The 17,135-nt window shown below is 45.0% G+C and carries 14 protein-coding genes; 4 read left to right on the top strand and 10 right to left on the bottom strand.

What is annotated here, in order from left to right:
* Positions 1-23: 23 nt before the first annotated feature.
* Both panB and panC read left to right on the top strand, forming a co-directional pair.
* Positions 24-818, top strand: a complete 795-nt coding sequence (gene panB / locus UF05_RS03495) for a 3-methyl-2-oxobutanoate hydroxymethyltransferase (protein WP_005454450.1) — start codon at positions 24-26, stop codon at positions 816-818.
* 11 nt (positions 819-829) lie between these two features.
* Positions 830-1,735 (top strand): pantoate--beta-alanine ligase, encoded by a 906-nt coding sequence (gene panC / locus UF05_RS03490; protein WP_045545337.1) that lies wholly within the window; start codon positions 830-832, stop codon positions 1,733-1,735.
* A 51-nt stretch (positions 1,736-1,786) separates the two neighbouring features.
* Here panC and UF05_RS03485 read toward each other — a convergent pair whose 3' ends face one another.
* The 4 genes from UF05_RS03485 to UF05_RS03470 form a co-directional block, all read right to left on the bottom strand.
* Positions 1,787-2,716 (bottom strand): Kdo(2)-lipid IV(A) acyltransferase, encoded by a 930-nt coding sequence (locus tag UF05_RS03485; protein WP_025518856.1) that lies wholly within the window; start codon positions 2,714-2,716, stop codon positions 1,787-1,789.
* A 128-nt stretch (positions 2,717-2,844) separates the two neighbouring features.
* A complete protein-coding gene (locus tag UF05_RS03480; protein ID WP_005479696.1) occupies positions 2,845-3,615 on the bottom strand; it encodes an ABC transporter permease in 771 nt (256 codons plus the stop codon).
* Positions 3,616-4,533, bottom strand: coding sequence for an ABC transporter ATP-binding protein (locus UF05_RS03475; protein ID WP_024702450.1), 918 nt, complete (start codon positions 4,531-4,533; stop codon positions 3,616-3,618).
* Between the two features lie 252 nt (positions 4,534-4,785).
* Positions 4,786-6,456: a SulP family inorganic anion transporter gene (locus tag UF05_RS03470; RefSeq protein ID WP_005493993.1), complete on the bottom strand. Its 1,671-nt coding sequence runs from the start codon at positions 6,454-6,456 to the stop codon at positions 4,786-4,788.
* A 283-nt stretch (positions 6,457-6,739) separates the two neighbouring features.
* On the opposite strand from UF05_RS03470, the gene can reads away from it, so the two are divergent.
* Complete coding sequence (gene can, locus UF05_RS03465) at positions 6,740-7,408, top strand: carbonate dehydratase (protein ID WP_045545338.1); 669 nt, start codon at positions 6,740-6,742, stop codon at positions 7,406-7,408.
* A gap of 74 nt (positions 7,409-7,482) precedes the next feature.
* Here the strand turns inward: can and hpt are convergent, their stop codons facing one another.
* Positions 7,483-8,013: a hypoxanthine phosphoribosyltransferase gene (gene hpt / locus UF05_RS03460; RefSeq protein WP_005479701.1), complete on the bottom strand. Its 531-nt coding sequence runs from the start codon at positions 8,011-8,013 to the stop codon at positions 7,483-7,485.
* Between the two features lie 318 nt (positions 8,014-8,331).
* Here hpt and opaR point away from each other — a divergent pair, with 318 nt between their 5' ends.
* The gene (gene opaR, locus UF05_RS03455) at positions 8,332-8,946 is read left to right on the top strand and encodes a transcriptional regulator OpaR (RefSeq protein ID WP_005479697.1); all 615 of its coding nucleotides are present in this window, start codon (positions 8,332-8,334) and stop codon (positions 8,944-8,946) included.
* 127 nt (positions 8,947-9,073) lie between these two features.
* Here the strand turns inward: opaR and lpdA are convergent, their stop codons facing one another.
* The 5 genes from lpdA to ampD all read right to left on the bottom strand — a co-directional run bounded on the left by lpdA (position 9,074) and on the right by ampD (position 17,125).
* The gene (lpdA, locus tag UF05_RS03450; RefSeq protein WP_005479684.1) at positions 9,074-10,501 is read right to left on the bottom strand and encodes a dihydrolipoyl dehydrogenase; all 1,428 of its coding nucleotides are present in this window, start codon (positions 10,499-10,501) and stop codon (positions 9,074-9,076) included.
* Between the two features lie 281 nt (positions 10,502-10,782).
* Entirely contained in the window at positions 10,783-12,669 is a 1,887-nt protein-coding gene (gene aceF / locus UF05_RS03445) for a pyruvate dehydrogenase complex dihydrolipoyllysine-residue acetyltransferase (protein ID WP_045545339.1), read from the bottom strand.
* 19 nt (positions 12,670-12,688) lie between these two features.
* On the bottom strand, positions 12,689-15,352 hold the full coding sequence (gene aceE / locus UF05_RS03440; RefSeq protein WP_005462566.1) for a pyruvate dehydrogenase (acetyl-transferring), homodimeric type: 2,664 nt from the start codon (positions 15,350-15,352) through the stop codon (positions 12,689-12,691).
* 48 nt (positions 15,353-15,400) lie between these two features.
* Positions 15,401-16,168: a pyruvate dehydrogenase complex transcriptional repressor PdhR gene (pdhR, locus tag UF05_RS03435; RefSeq protein ID WP_005462576.1), complete on the bottom strand. Its 768-nt coding sequence runs from the start codon at positions 16,166-16,168 to the stop codon at positions 15,401-15,403.
* A 405-nt stretch (positions 16,169-16,573) separates the two neighbouring features.
* Positions 16,574-17,125 (bottom strand): 1,6-anhydro-N-acetylmuramyl-L-alanine amidase AmpD, encoded by a 552-nt coding sequence (gene ampD, locus UF05_RS03430; protein ID WP_031816752.1) that lies wholly within the window; start codon positions 17,123-17,125, stop codon positions 16,574-16,576.
* Between the last annotated feature and the right edge of the window lie 10 nt (positions 17,126-17,135).

Below are 17,135 nucleotides of genomic sequence, written 5' to 3'. Positions count from 1 at the left end.
CAGCTCCTAGTAAGGATAAAACAATGAAAAAGATGACCATCAACGACCTTATCAAGTGGAAGCAAGAAGGTCGTAAATTTGCTACTTCAACCGCTTACGATGCGAGCTTTGCACAACTTTTTGAAAGCCAAGAAATGCCCGTTCTTTTAGTTGGTGATTCACTTGGTATGGTATTGCAAGGTGAAAACGATACGCTACCAGTAACGGTAGATGACATCGTGTACCACACTCGCTGTGTGCGTGCTGGCAGCCCGAATTGCTTGCTAATGGCCGATATGCCATTCATGAGCTACGCAACACCAGAGCAAGCGTGTGAGAACGCGGCAAAATTGATGCGCGCAGGCGCAAACATGGTAAAAATCGAAGGCGGCGACTGGCTAGTTGATACCGTTAAGATGCTTACTGAACGCGCAGTGCCAGTCTGTGCTCACCTTGGTTTAACCCCTCAGTCTGTTAACATTTTTGGTGGTTACAAAATCCAAGGTCGCGATCAAGAAAAAGCGGATCGCATGGTAAAAGATGCGTTAGCGCTACAAGAAGCAGGCGCTCAAATCGTCCTACTAGAATGTGTGCCTGCTGAACTGGCAGAACGCATTACTAAAGTACTCGACGTGCCAGTCATCGGTATCGGTGCGGGTAACGTAACGGATGGTCAGATTCTTGTAATGCATGATATGTTCGGCATCTCTGCCAACTACATGCCTAAATTCTCCAAAAACTTCCTTGCTGAAACAGGTGATATGCGCAAAGCCGTTGCAAAATACATTGAAGATGTAGCAAACGGTGTATTCCCAGACGACGCTCATACCATTGCCTAGAGGATAAAAGCATGCAAACTTTTGCGGAAATCTCAGCAGTTCGTGAACACCTTAAAACCTTTAAACGTGAAGGTCGTAAAATTGCCTTCGTCCCTACAATGGGCAACCTTCACGAAGGTCACTTAACTTTAGTGCGTAAAGCACGCGAATACGCTGATATCGTTGTCGTAAGCATCTTTGTAAACCCGATGCAATTTGATCGTGCAGACGATTTAAATAACTACCCACGTACGCTTGAAGAAGACTTAAGCAAGTTGACGGCAGAAGGCGTCGATGTGGTATTCACGCCAACTCCAGAAATCATTTACCCAGAAGGTCTGGATAAGCAAACCTTCGTCGATGTTCCTGGCCTATCAACGATTCTAGAAGGCGCGTCTCGCCCAGGTCACTTCCGTGGCGTGACAACCATTGTGAATAAGCTATTTAACATCGTACAACCGGATGTAGCATGCTTCGGCGAGAAGGACTTCCAACAACTTGCTGTTATCCGCAAGATGGCTGATGACCTAGCAATGGATATTGAAATCATTGGTGTACCAACCGTACGAGAGATGGACGGTTTAGCAATGAGTTCACGCAATGGCCTGCTGACACTGGATGAACGTCAACGTGCGCCAGTACTTGCTCGTACAATGCGTTGGATCAGCAGTGCCATTCGTGGTGGCCGCGATGATTACGCTTCCATCATTGAAGATGCAAATGATCAGCTACGCGCTGCCGGTCTTCATCCTGATGAGATCTTCATTCGTGATGCTCGTACTTTGCAAGTGATCACACCAGAAACGACACAAGCTGTCATTCTGATGTCGGCATTCTTAGGTCAAGCTCGTCTTATCGACAACCAAACCGTTGATATGGTTGTGGAATCGAAAGATGAAGCAGAATCTAATGATGGCACCGCAGCAAACGCTGAATAAGCCAAACGCTCAAAAGAAAAAGGTCGACCTTGTGTCGACCTTTTTTATGTTCTACGTATAGACGCAATCAAATCCTTCAGGACGTGTTTTAAACCGTTTGTGCAACCACATCCACGCAGGAATATCGCGTCTTATCATTTTTTCGAGTTCTTGGTTCAAGATACTTGCCGCTTTCATCGCATTACGCTTTTCAAAATACTCACTGAGATCCTTCCCAATATACAACGTGTAGTGATGATTCCTGCTCACTGTGACACCTGATATGACCGCGCACTTTGTTGCGTCAATAAGCACACTAGACCCCACTGTGCTCGCAGCTTGTTCAACGGCAAAAAACGGTGCAAAAACAGAATGGCTGGCACCATAATCATGATCAGGTAAATACCAAAGTCGATGGCCATTTTTCAAAACTTTGAGCATTGATTTCACGTCTTTTCGATCAATCATTTGATGCCCAAAACGAGTTCGGCCTCGATGTTGAATAAATTCATAAGCAGGGTTTGAGTTTGGACGGTAAACACCATAGCCTTTGGCAAATTGGCTGAAGATACGAGCGGTTATTTCCAAGTTCAAATGGTGACTACACACCACTAATACACCGCGACCGTTCTTTTCCTCTGTGAGCAGACGATCTTTGCCAACAATAGAAGTTATGCGATTAATTCGCCAGTCTGGCCAAAACCAAGCGATACCAGTTTCGATGAGCGCCATTCCCGTGTATTGAAAGTTTTTTCGTACCACATCCTTGCATTGCCAATCTGTGTAATCAGGAAAACATAGCTGAAGATTACGCAAAGCGATCTTGTATCGGCGCTTCATTAACTGCATCGCAACGCAACCGATGCTTCTACCTAAGATTCGTAAAACCACATACGGCAGTACATTAACAATGATTGCTAGAGATCCAAATGCCAGCCAAACAGACCAATATTTGGGCTTAAGTAACTGATAGGAAAAAAGCGGCGGCGGGACAATATTCATAGGATCACTCATTTATTACAAATGATTGAAACCTATCATGATAAAAACCGGAAGATTGTATGGGTATGTATTGTTGTGCATGCAAAAGAGCAGCGTAAATAGCTGCTCTTTTTCTTTATGAGCATGGCTTAGCTTCGTAGCCCAATCCCTTTTGTTACCAAATAGTGGGCAATGGCGTACAGCACCACAACAAACACACCAAGTACACTAAATGAAGTCACGATACCGACATCCGATACGCCTAAAAATCCGTAACGGAATGCATTCACCATGTAAACAATTGGGTTGATTTTCGATACACCTTGCCAAAACTCAGGCAACAGGCTAATCGAATAAAACACACCGCCAAGATAGGTAAGCGGCGTTAATACAAACGTAGGAATGATTGAGATGTCATCAAACGTCTTTGCGTAAACCGCATTGATCAATCCACCAAGAGCAAACACCACCGACGTCATAAATACCGTCGCCACAATGATGCCCCAGTGCTCCACCTGTAGATCTACAAACAGCAGCGACACGCACGTCACAATAGCACCAACCAGCAAGCCACGGGTTACACCACCCATGACATAACCTGCGATGATGACGTAGTTTGGCACAGGTGCAACCAACAACTCTTCGATGTTCTTTTGCAGTTTTGCACTAAAGAATGAAGACGCGACATTTGAATATGAGTTGGTGATCACCGACATCATGATCAAACCCGGCACGATGTATTCCATATAGCTAAATCCGCTCATTTCACCAATTCGAGAACCGATCAGATTACCAAAGATGATGAAATACAGCGTCATTGTAATCGCTGGTGGTACCAAGGTTTGCACCCAAATACGCGAGAAACGCGTCACCTCTTTACCCAGCAAACTACGAAATGCCGTCCAATACAGTTGGTACATTTACTTGCCCCCCTCTCTGACAATGCTGACAAACAGTTCTTCTAATCGGTTGGCTTTATTGCGCATCGACAGCACTTTCACGCCATGTTCCGTTAATTGAGCAAACACCGCATTGAGACCTTGGCTTTTATCTAACTCAATTTCTAATGAGCCATCAATTAAGCTTTGACGATTGACACCATTCAACTCAGGCACTTCGCCGTCAGTCTCGATATCTAGAATAAAGGTTTCTACGCTGAGCTTGCTGAGCAACGCTTTCATGGTGGTGTTTTCAATCAACTCGCCGCGATTGATAATGCCTATGTTGCGACACAGCATTTCCGCTTCTTCTAAATAGTGCGTAGTAAGAATGATAGTGATCCCTTGCTGCTGATTGATTTCCTTGAGGAAATCCCACATTGAACGACGCAACTCAATGTCCACCCCAGCCGTCGGCTCATCCAAAATCAGCAGTTTTGGCTCGTGCATGAGCGCGCGAGCAATCATCAAACGACGCTTCATACCACCCGATAAGTTACGAGCACGCTCTTTGCGCTTCTCCCATAAATCGAGCTTCTTCAGGTATTTTTCGGCTCGCTCTTTTGCCAGAATTTTTGAAACACCATAGTAACCCGCTTGTTGAATGACGATCTGCTCAACCGTTTCAAATTGGTTGAAGTTGAATTCTTGAGGCACTAAACCAAGGTTTTGCTTGGCAAGTTCTAAATCAGTATCAATGTCATAACCAAAAACTTTTGCTACTCCAGAAGTCTTATTAACCAAAGAAGAGATGATGCCGATCGTGGTTGATTTTCCTGCACCGTTAGGTCCAAGAAGCGCGTAAAAGTCACCTTTTTTAACTTGTAGACTGATGCCTTTTAACGCTTCAAAGCCGCCCGCATACGTTTTACGTAATTGTTCAATTTCTAATGCGTACATAGCGTAATGATTGCCATCTGTTAGTGAATTGGGATGACCAGTTCCAAGATAAGCATCACCTGAAGCTTAGTAGGAAGCTGGAGAAAGTTTCATTAGTTTATCGTCGAATAACGATGATTACAATTAAACCTTTCGACAATATTGGAAATATCAACCTTGTAATTTTCAAGGTTTTCAATTGAGGGGGTTAAGGGGAAACAAAAAAAACGCTGCTAAACAGGCTGAGCAGCGCTTTCATACAGAACGTAAAAATTAGGCTGTCATTCGCTGGTAGTGATCCGATTCTACATGCGCGACAGCCGCATTCAAGGCCTCGTAGCGGAACTGATACATATTGTTATCCGGCACTAGGTCGATGACATGAAACTTCTCTAGTTGCTCGCGAGTACGCTGATTCGGACACAACAAGTACACTTCACAGCGAGCATCTAACGCGTCTTTAATGGCGTTTTCGAGTGCTAGGCCCACCGTAACATCCAGCATAGGAACATCGGTCAAATCCAAGATCATCACGTCGTAATCAGAAATACTGGTGTGTTGACGAGAAATAGCCTTAGACACACTGAAAATCATCGGGCCAGAGAGATAGAAGAACAACACTCGCCCATTGGCGCGATCTAACAATCCTCGTTCACTGTCCGTCAGTGGCACATCATCTTCATCGGCATCACTGATGGCTTTTACCTGACGAGCTTGCTCGCGACTCAAGCGCTCAATAATCATGATGTTTGAAACAAACACCCCCAAACCAACGGCCACAATGAGATCAACGAACACTGTCAGTAGCATCACGCCATACATGATCGCCATGCCAGAAAAACTGACCTTATGCGCGCGCTGAATAAAGCTCCAGTCTAAGATGTTAAAGCCAACGTACACCGCGATGCCTGCTAGCACAGCCATTGGGATAGGTTCGGTTAATCCACCAGCCACCAAAACAACCAGAGCCAGTACTAAGGCTCGCACCACACCAGATAATGGAGAGCGAGCGCCAACTTGGATGTTTGTCACCGTGCCCATCGTCGCACCAGCTCCTGGAAGTGCGCCGAATAAACCTGAAATCATATTCGCTAAGCCCTGACCACGAAGCTCTTTGTCGGAATCGTGCTCTTTTCGGGTAAGTGAGTCACCGATAACCGCAGTTAACAAGGTATCAATACAACCGAGCGTACCTAACACCAATGCATCGATGACCATTTCAACGAACATATCGGGGTCGATATGTGGCGCGACCAAAGATGGCAGGCCAGCCGGAATTTCCCCGATACGGCGGATATCTTCCGTATCAAACAACATCACAGACAATAAGGTCACTGCAACCAGTGCCACCAATTGGGCGGGTACATATTTGCGATACTTCTTTGGGAAAAAGAACAGAATGCCTAATGTCAGCAAGCCAAGGAAAAGCTCGTTAAATTTTAGATTAGAAATGGTTTCAGGCAGCGCTGACAATGTCCCTAGCACTCCTCCCGTAGGCGCAGCATGCCCTAGGAGTGGCGACAATTGAAGAATGATAAGTATGACACCAATACCCGACATAAAGCCGGAGATCACGCTGTAAGGCATCAAGGTGACGTATTTACCCATCTTCAGCGTTCCAAGCAAGATCTGAAATGCACCCGCCATCATGACAACAGTAAACGTCATCGCCATACCTGTTTCAGGGTACTTCGCCATCATACTGGTCAATACGGCTGTCATGATCACCGTCATCGGACCCGTGGGTTCTGAGATAAGTGTATTTGAGCCACCAAATAAGGAGGCAAACAAGCCCACCATTATGGCGCCCCAAAGGCCAGCTTCTGCGCCCGCCCCCGAAGCAACCCCGAACGCCAACGCCAAAGGGAGAGAAATAATGGCAGTGGTCACCCCGCCAAATATATCCCCTTTGAAATTGATATCTTTAAAACGACTACCGAACACCGTTTAGCTCCCTGCATTAATTTCAAAATTAAATAAGTAAAATGTCATTACTTTAACGAGGAATGTGAAAAATTAAACCATAAATAAATTATGGCTTAATTCGTTATCTAATAAGCGGTCTGAATTGTACGAATTTATTTCCAAGAACACGTCAGATGAGTCCTGTCTGACGCATATTTAACGGGATCGAAATTGTAACATTGTGTATAGTTACAACACTGATCGCTTGATATGTTTCAATTGCGATGAGTGCTTTTGTCATTTAAGGGAAGTAGTTTGCAAGATGCCGGAAATTAAACAGTTATTTGAGAATAATTCAAAATGGTCGGAAGAAATCAAATCTGATCGTCCTGAATATTTCGCTAAGCTCGCCGAAGGCCAAAAGCCTGATTTTCTTTGGATTGGCTGCTCCGATAGTCGAGTACCCGCAGAACGATTAACCGGCCTTTACTCCGGTGAATTATTTGTTCACCGCAATGTTGCAAACCAAGTCATTCACACAGACCTCAATTGCCTTTCCGTTGTTCAATACGCCGTTGATGTACTCAAGGTGAAGCACATTATTGTGTGTGGTCACTACGGTTGCGGCGGTGTTAACGCAGCGATAGATAACCCTCAACTCGGGCTTATCAATAACTGGCTACTGCACATCAGAGATCTTTACTTCAAGCATCGTTCTTACTTAGATCAAATGCCTGTTGAAGATCGTGCCGATAAGCTTGGTGAAATTAACGTTGCAGAACAAGTTTATAACCTAGGCAATTCAACCATCATGCAAAACGCGTGGGAGCGCGGGCAAGATGTCGAAATTCATGGTGTCATATACGGAATTGAAGATGGTCGCCTTGAATATTTAGGTATTCGCTCTAATTCTAAAGAGACCGTTGAAGCATCGTACCAGAAAGCACTGTCGACGATTTTAAACCCTGACAATAAGCTTCTGTGTCGCTAAGCCATAAAATCTGAATAAATAAAAAACGCCCATTTATATGGGCGTTTTTTTTGTATTTCGAATAGTGAACTCAATTATTCTTGAGGAACCACTTTACCGATGAATGGTAGGTGACGGTATTTTTGAGCGTAATCGATACCAACACCAACAACGAACTCGTCAGGGATCTCGAAACCAATCCAATCAACTGGCACATTAACTTCACGGCGAGATGGCTTGTCTAGTAGCGTACAAATCGCGATAGATTTCGGTTCACGTAGCGATAGGATTTCGCGAATTTTATTTAGCGTGTTACCTGTATCGATGATGTCTTCAACAAGCAAAACGTCTTTGCCTTTAATGTCATCATCCAAATCTTTCAAGATGCGTACATCGCGTGAGCTTTCCATCGTGTTGCCGTAGCTTGATGCCGTCATAAAATCAACTTGATGAGTCAGTTCAATAGCACGCGCTAGATCGGCCATAAATACAAAAGAACCACGCAACAAGCCAACCAAAACTAGGTCTTCACTGCCTTGGTAACGCTCTGTAATTTGTTTGCCTAATTCACGAATTCGTTCCTGAACTTCTTGCTCAGAAATCATGACTTCTATTGTATGTTTCATACTGTGCTCAATTTAGTTTGTGGGTTGAGGTAGGTCGCACGCAAACGATCACCTAATCTTACGGCGTGTAGTGTATCACCACGAAGAGTGGGTTGAAAGTCACATCCTTTTGCGGAAAATTCTTGGGAGCGCTGCCAAATTTTCGAAAGTTTACAGCAAAACTTATCAATAATAATGACATTACTGTCTATAAATTATCCATCAGATGTTGACCTTGTGCATATGCACCATTACACTCATCACTGCTTAAAGCAATTATTAAAATAATCAATTAGGGGGTTACCCCCAACAACAACTCAAATGGCAAGGAAAATGGATATGGACTCAATTGCAAAGAGACCTAGAACTAGGCTTTCTCCTCTTAAACGTAAGCAACAACTCATGGAAATCGCGTTAGAAGTATTTGCACGCCGTGGTATTGGCCGTGGTGGTCACGCAGATATTGCTGAAATTGCGCAAGTGTCTGTTGCAACCGTTTTTAACTACTTCCCAACTCGCGAAGATTTGGTTGATGAAGTTCTCAATCATGTTGTACGTCAGTTCTCGAATTTCCTTTCGGATAACATCGACCTAGACATACACGCTCGTGAAAACATCGCAAACATCACCAATGCGATGATCGAGCTTGTAAGCCAAGATTGTCACTGGCTGAAAGTTTGGTTCGAGTGGAGCGCATCAACTCGTGATGAAGTTTGGCCTCTATTTGTGTCTACCAACCGCACTAACCAATTATTGGTTCAAAACATGTTCATTAAAGCGATTGAACGCGGTGAAGTGTGTGATCAACACGATTCAGAACACTTGGCAAATCTATTCCACGGTATTTGTTACTCGCTGTTCGTACAAGCAAACCGCTTCAAAGGTGAAGCCGAGTTGAAAGAACTCGTGAGCGCTTACCTAGATATGCTTTGCATCTACAATCGCGAACACTAAAGCTCAGATTTGAACACGAACAAGCCCACCACATGGTGGGCTTTTTTATGTTTGGCCGCTTCGAACATTCAAATACAAAAAAACCGCTGATATTCAGCGGTTTTTATTATTCTTTCAGTAAGAGAACTTACTTCTTCTTAACTGCTTTTTTGTTTGGCAGGTCAGTAATTGAACCTTCAAATACTTCAGCAGCTAGACCCACAGACTCGTGTAGAGTTGGGTGAGCGTGGATAGTCAGAGCGATATCTTCTGCATCACAGCCCATCTCGATCGCCAGACCGATTTCGCCTAGTAGTTCACCACCGTTAGTACCAACGATAGCACCACCAATTACGCGATGAGTTTCTTTGTCGAAGATTAGCTTAGTCATACCATCTGAACAGTCAGATGCGATTGCACGACCTGATGCAGCCCATGGGAATGTCGCCACTTCGTACTTGATGCCTTCAGCTTTCGCTTCTTTCTCTGTCTTACCAACCCAAGCCACTTCTGGCTCAGTGTACGCAATTGAAGGGATAACTTTAGGGTCAAAGTAGTGCTTCTTACCAGAGATAACTTCAGCCGCTACGTGTCCTTCATGCACACCTTTGTGAGCAAGCATTGGCTGACCAACGATATCACCGATCGCGAAGATGTGAGGAACGTTAGTACGCATTTGCTTATCAACATTGATGAAGCCGCGCTCGTCGATTTCTAGACCCGCTTTTTCACCGTCGATAAGTTTGCCGTTTGGTACACGACCGATAGCAACTAGAACCGCATCGTAGCGCTCTGCTTCAGCAGGTGCTTTTTTGCCTTCCATTGAAACGTAGATACCGTCTTCTTTCGCTTCAACTGCTGTTACTTTCGTTTCTAGCATTAGCTTGAACTTGTCTTTGATACGCTTGGTGTAAACCTTAACGATATCTTTGTCTGCAGCAGGGATTACCTGGTCAAACATCTCAACAACTTCAACTTTAGAACCTAGAGAGTGGTAAACCGTACCCATTTCTAGACCGATGATACCACCACCCATGATAAGCAGTTTTTCTGGCACTTCTTTCAGTTCAAGAGCGTCAGTAGAGTCCCAAATACGTGGGTCTTCATGCGGGATAAATGGCAGTTTGATTGGACGAGAACCAGCCGCAACGATTGCGTTGTCGAAGTTAACAACGGTTGACTCGCCTTCACCTTCTACAAGGATAGAGTTAGGGCCAGTGAACTTACCGTAACCGTTTACCACTGTTACGTTACGCATCTTAGCCATGCCGCTTAGGCCGCCAGTTAGTTGGTTAACAACTTTTTCTTTCCAGATACGGATCTTGTTGATGTCTGTTTGCGGTTCGCCGAACACAACACCGTGATCAGCCATCGCTTTCGCTTCTTCAATTACTTTAGAAACGTGTAGAAGTGCTTTAGATGGGATACAACCCACGTTCAGACACACACCACCTAGAGTGCTGTAACGTTCAACAAGTACAGTTTCAAGACCTAAGTCTGCACAACGGAAGGCAGCGGAGTAACCAGCAGGACCAGAACCAAGTACAACAACTTGGGCTTTAATTTCTTTGCTCATTTTGACCTCTTGTAGTCATTATCCCTAACAGGCTGAGTGGGTATCGATTTTTTCTGTTTAAGAGTTATTCGTTTTAAACAATTATTTTCAGACCGCCAACAGTTTACAGAGATGTTAATGGTGTGAAAAGTAAATCAATTTAGCCTGTGAGCTAGACAACAATTCGATTGTGAAAACCCTGTAGAGATTGGGGAGACAACCAAATTGTCCGGTAAATTTTATTCAATATTCGCTATAAGCAGAGGCGGCTAAATTGCCGCCTCTCATTCATCTAATCTTGATTAAAGAACTAGACGACGAATGTCAGATAGACATGCGTTTAGGTAAGTGATGAAGCGCGCACCTTCAGCACCATCGATCACACGGTGGTCGTATGATAGAGACAGTGGAAGTTGTAGACGCGGTTCGAACTCTTTACCGTTCCATACAGGTTTCATTTCTGACTTAGACACACCTAGGATACCAACTTCTGGCGCGTTTACGATTGGAGTAAACGCCGTACCGCCGATACCGCCTAGGCTAGAGATAGTGAAACAGCCACCTTGCATGTCAGCAGCAGTTAGCTTGCCTGCACGTGCTTTCTTAGAAACAGCCATTAGCTCTTCAGATAGCTCGTAGATGCCTTTCTTGTTCACGTCTTTAAATACAGGAACAACTAGACCGTTTGGCGTATCTACTGCGATACCGATGTTCACGTATTTCTTCAGAATTAGGCTCTCACCGTCTTCTGATAGAGAAGAGTTGAACGCTGGGAACGCTTCAAGTGCTTTAGCAGCCGCTTTCATGATGAACACTAGTGGAGTGATCTTCATGCCAGTGTCTTTCTTCGCTTCAATCGCGTTTTGCTCTTTACGGAATGCTTCAAGAGCTGTGATGTCTGCGTTATCCCATTGTGTAACGTGCGGGATCATTACCCAGTTACGGTGTAGGTTAGCACCAGAGATCTTCTTAATGCGAGATAGCGGTTGTACTTCTGTCTCACCGAACTTGCTGAAGTCCACTTTTGGCCATGGTAGTAGACCAAGAGCAGCACCGTCGCCTTTGCCAGATGCTGCTGCACCAGACTCAAGACGCTTAAGCGCTTCTTTCACGTAGTTCTGAACGTCTTCTTTCAGGATACGGCTCTTACGACCAGAACCTTTAACCTTAGAAAGGTTTACACCGAACTCACGAGCTAGACGACGAACAACTGGAGACGCGTGAGCGTACTCATCGTTCTCTTTGAAATCGCCAGTCGCTGCTGGAGCTGCTGCCGCTGGAGCTTCTGCTTTAGGAGTTGCCGCTGCAGGTGCTGCTGCTTGAGCTGGAGCCGCTACCGGAGCAGGTGCTGCGCCCGCTACTTCGAATACCATGATTAGTGAGCCAGTAGACACTTTGTCGCCAGCTGCAATCTTGATTTCTTTAACTGTACCAGCAAATGGTGCAGGAACTTCCATAGAAGCTTTGTCGCCTTCTACAGTGATCAGAGATTGCTCTTCTTCCACTGTGTCACCAACAGCAACCATGATTTCAGTTACTTCAACTTCGTCGCCGCCGATATCTGGAACGTTAACTTCTTTTGCCGCAGACGCTGCTGGAGCTGCTGCCGCTGGAGCTTCAACTGCCGCAGGAGCTGCTGGAGCACCTGAACCTGCAGTTTCGAATACCATGATTAGAGAGCCAGTCGATACTTTATCGCCTGCTGCTACTTTGATCTCTTTAAGCGTACCTGCGAATGGTGCAGGAACTTCCATAGAAGCTTTGTCGCCTTCTACAGTGATAAGAGATTGCTCTTCTTCGATGCTGTCGCCGATTGCTACCATGATTTCAGTAACTTCAACTTCGTCACCACCGATGTCTGGTACGTGAACTTCTTTCAGTTCTGCCGCTGCTGCTGGAGCTGGAGCCGCTGCTGGAGCCGCTTCTGCCTCAGGAGCAGGTGCAGCGTCAGCTGCACCCTCGGCTTCGAAAATCATGATTAGAGAACCAGTAGAAACCTTGTCGCCTTCTGCAACTTTGATTTCTTTAACGATACCCGCTTGAGAAGCAGGAACTTCCATAGAAGCTTTATCGCCTTCAACAGTGATCAGAGACTGTTCTTCTTCAACCTTGTCGCCAACGCTTACAAGAATCTCAGTAACTTCAACCTCATCCGCACCGATGTCTGGTACATTAATTTCGATTGCCATTTCTTATCTACCTTCTTAATTAAGCGTATAGCGGGTTAGTTTTCTCAGTGTCGATGTCGAATTTCTTAATTGCTTCCGCAATTACAGATTTCTCAACTTCGCCACGTTTCGCTAGTTCAGTTAGCGCTGCTACTACTACGTAACCTGCGTTCACTTCGAAGTGACGACGTAGGTTTTCACGGCTGTCTGAACGACCGAAGCCATCAGTACCAAGAACTTTGAAAGACTCAGCAGGAATGAATGCACGAACCTGCTCTGCGTAGTTCTTCATGTAGTCAGTTGCTGCGATAGCTGGCTCAGTACCCATTACTGTTTGGATGTAAGGTACTTTCGCTTCCGCTTCTGGGTGAAGCATGTTGAAACGCTCTGCATCTTGACCGTCGCGAGTTAGTTCGTTGAATGACGTTACAGAGTAAACATCAGAAGCGACACCGTACTCTTCGCTTAGGATTTGAGCTGCTTTACGTACTTCATTCATGATAGTACCTGAGCTCATTAGCTGAACTTTCGCTTTATCGCCCGTGTAAGTTTCTAGCTTGTAGATACCTTTACGGATGCCTTCTTCAGCGCCTTCTGGCATTGCTGGCATTGCGTAGTTTTCGTTCATTAGCGTTAGGTAGTAGAACACGTTCTCTTGATCAGGACCGTACATGCGACGGATACCGTCTTGCATGATTACTGCTACTTCGTACGCGAATGTTGGGTCGTAAGAGATACAGTTAGGAACCGTCCCCGCCATGATGTGCGAGTGACCGTCTTCGTGCTGTAGACCTTCACCGTTCAGCGTCGTACGACCAGCAGTTGCGCCTAGTAGGAAACCACGTGCTTGTTGGTCGCCAGCCATCCACGCCATGTCGCCAACACGTTGGAAGCCGAACATTGAGTAGTAGATGTAGAACGGGATCATTGGTAGGTCGTTTGTCGAGTATGAAGTCGCAGCAGCAACCCATGAAGACATAGCACCTAGCTCGTTGATACCTTCTTGTAGAACCTGACCTGACGTTGCTTCTTTGTAGTAAGAAACGATGTCGCGGTCTTGTGGTGTGTAGTTCTGGCCGTGCGGGTTGTAAATACCGATTTGACGGAACAGACCTTCCATACCGAATGTACGCGCTTCATCAGCAATGATAGGAACGATGTTCTTACCAATGTTTTTGTTCTTAAGTAGAACGTTAAGTGCACGTACGAATGCCATAGTAGAAGAGATATCACGCTTCTGTTCTTCTAGTAGTGGCTTGAATTCTTCTAGCTCAGGAACGATGAGTTCTTGAGTAAAGTTTGGTAGACGCTGTGGCGTGTAGCCGTGTAGCGCTTTACGACGAGCGTGTAGGTATTCGTACTCTTTTGAACCTTCTTCAAGTTTCAGGTACGGAAGTTCTTTAACCGCTTCGTCAGTTAGGATGTCTTGTAGACCTAGACGATCACGTAGGTGTAGTACGTGAGTCATATCCATCTTCTTAACTTGGTGCGCGATGTTCTTACCTTCAGCCGCTTCACCCATGCCGTAACCTTTAACAGTCTTAGCTAGGATTACTGTTGGACGACCTTTAGTTTCTGCCGCGTTTTTGTAAGCAGCGTAAAGCTTAGAAGACTCGTGACCACCACGCTTAAGTGCGAAAATTTCGTCGTCAGTCATGTCAGCAACTAGTGCAGCAGTTTCTGGGTACTTACCGAAGAAGTGCTCACGCACGTATGCGCCATCTTTCGCTTTGAACGTTTGGTAATCGCCATCGATTGTTTCGTTCATAAGCTGTAGAAGCTTACCAGTTGTGTCTTTAGCTAGTAGAGAATCCCAGTTGTTACCCCAGATTACTTTCACTACGTTCCAGCCAGCACCTTTGAACAGACCTTCAAGTTCTTGAATGATCTTACCGTTACCCATTACAGGGCCGTCTAGACGCTGTAGGTTACAGTTGATTAGGAAACATAGGTTGTCTAGCTTCTCACGCGCAGCGAAAGAGATAGCACCACGTGATTCTGGCTCATCCATCTCACCGTCACCTAGGAACGCGTAAACGCGCTGCTCAGAAGTATCTTTCATGCCGCGGCCTTCAAGGTACTTAAGGAAACGAGCTTGGTAGATCGCAGAGATCGGACCTAGACCCATAGATACGGTTGGGAACTGCCAGAATTCAGGCATTAGTTTAGGGTGCGGGTATGATGGGATACCTTTACCATCCACTTCTTGACGGAAGTTGTCTAGCTGCTCTTCAGTTAGACGACCTTCAACGAACGCACGAGCGTAGATACCCGGAGAGATGTGACCTTGGTAGTAAACTAGGTCACCACCGTCCTTCTCGTTTGGCGCACGGAAGAAGTGGTTGAAACATGTTTCGTAGAATGCAGCAGAAGACTGGAAAGACGCCATGTGGCCGCCTAGTTCTAGGTCTTTCTTAGATGCGCGAAGAACGATCATGATTGCGTTCCAGCGAATGATGGAACGAATACGGCGCTCAAGCGTTGTGTCACCAGGGTAAGCTGGCTCTTGGTCTGCAGGAATCGTGTTGATGTAGTTAGTTGTGATACCTGTTGGCATATCAACACCGTCTAGACGTGCTTTGTCTAGAACCTGCTCTAGTAGGTACTGAGCGCGTTCTACACCTTCTTCACGTACAACTGACTCAAGTGCTTGTAGCCATTCTTGAGTTTCCAGTGCATCTACGTCATGCTTCATATCAGACATGGCGATCTATCCTTCTGTTGGTTGGATCTACTTATTTAAGTAACACTCTTACGAGTTGTTACCCTGCTGAATTCGACGCAGAGAACGCTCTCGTCGAGACTCTTCTCGAGTCAAATCCAACAATGTTTCTTCGATGTAAGCCAAGTGCGAATGAGACATCTCACGAGCCTTTTCAGGCTGACCAGAAACAATCGCATCCACAATGTTAGCTCGGTGTTTACTCACTTTCTCGACCGCCTCAGGGCGGCGACGTAGTAATTTAAAATTCTGTAGAATGTTTTGCTCAAGTAGAGGAGCTAAGCTACGCACAATGTGCAGTAACACGACATTATGAGCCGCTTCTGTTATCGCAATTAAAAACTGCATAACTTCCGCTGATTCCGCTTCGATATCGTTGTTTGCTTGCTCTTTACTAATGCGCTCAAGGCAGCCTTGAATGCGTGCAAAATCTTCTTCGGTACCACGCAAAGCTGCAAAATACGCCGAAATCCCTTCCATTGCATGACGTGACTCAAGCAAATCAAGTTGGGTTTCAGAGTGGCTAGACAACAAATTCAGCAAAGGATCGGAAAAGCTTTTCCAGATGTTTTCGCTAACGAAAGTACCGCCACCTTGGCGACGAGTTAACAAACGTTTCGCTTCTAAGCGTTGGATGGCTTCACGGACTGAAGGACGAGACACATCGAACTGTTTCGCCAGTTCGCGCTCAGGTGGCAATTGTTGCCCCGGAGACAATGTTCCTTCCACAATCAACCTTTCTAACTCTTGTTCAATAACATCAGAGAGCTTTGGCTGACGAATCCTTTGATAAGCCATAATTTATTGTTCTTCTACTCTTGCAGGTAATTGGTAATACCAATTTTAAGTTGGTGCAGAAATTAACATAATTAAAACGCAACTGTCCAGCCAAAAATTGACCTAAATCATAGAACGGACTTACAACCAACACTCTGATAACAATTGACTATTAAAACGGCAAAAAAATTGGTCTGACCAATTACATTAACAAAACAAATGGGAATTAGACGTGCTAGCGGTTTTGGAAAAGAAATACAAAAAATGACAAAATGATCAGTCTATTTATTCACCAAAACGAACTCATTAGTCGTAAAAATGTAGTTAATTTTTAACAACTATTAATATTTCTCGTATCAAAAAAAGGCATACCTGATCGTATGCCTTATTTATTTCCGTTTTTTGAATTTACAGTTTTGCTACAAATCAACGTTGAACCAGCTGCCTATATTTAACCCAATCAAAGCTTAGACCAGGATCGCTTTTTCTCAAGGGAGCAATGTATTGATGACCGGTAATTCGCGGCAAGGTAATTTGAGGATATTGGTGCATGATGGCTTGAGTTAATCGAGCAAGTGATTGATATTGCTCTTCTGTATACGCCACAAATTCTGTTCCCTCTAGCTCAATGCCAATAGAGTAATCATTGCAACGGTCTCTCCCGGCAAAGCTTGATTGCCCCGCATGCCATGCTCTATCAAGAAATGAAACGAACTGAACAATCTCACCGTCGCGCTTAATTAAACAATGCGCTGAAACGCCCATTTTGTGAATTACCTCAAAAAATGGGTGCACGTTAGGATCAAGATTGCCGCTGAAAAAATCTTCAATATACGGCCCACCAAACTGACCTGGTGGCAAACTGATGTTATGAACAACTAATAGAGAGATATCGTGTTCGCTGTTGCGTGCATCAAAAAATGGTGATGGAACATGCTTTGCGTGAGTCAACCATCCATTATCGATAATTGGGGACATATCAACCTCT

The organism is Vibrio sp. S457-15 (genome assembly GCF_000960545.1).
Taxonomy (GTDB): Bacteria; Pseudomonadota; Gammaproteobacteria; order Enterobacterales; family Vibrionaceae; genus Vibrio; species Vibrio parahaemolyticus.
The sequence above is the reverse complement of the archived record's forward strand: the minus strand, read 5'-3'. Positions and strand labels throughout refer to the sequence as shown.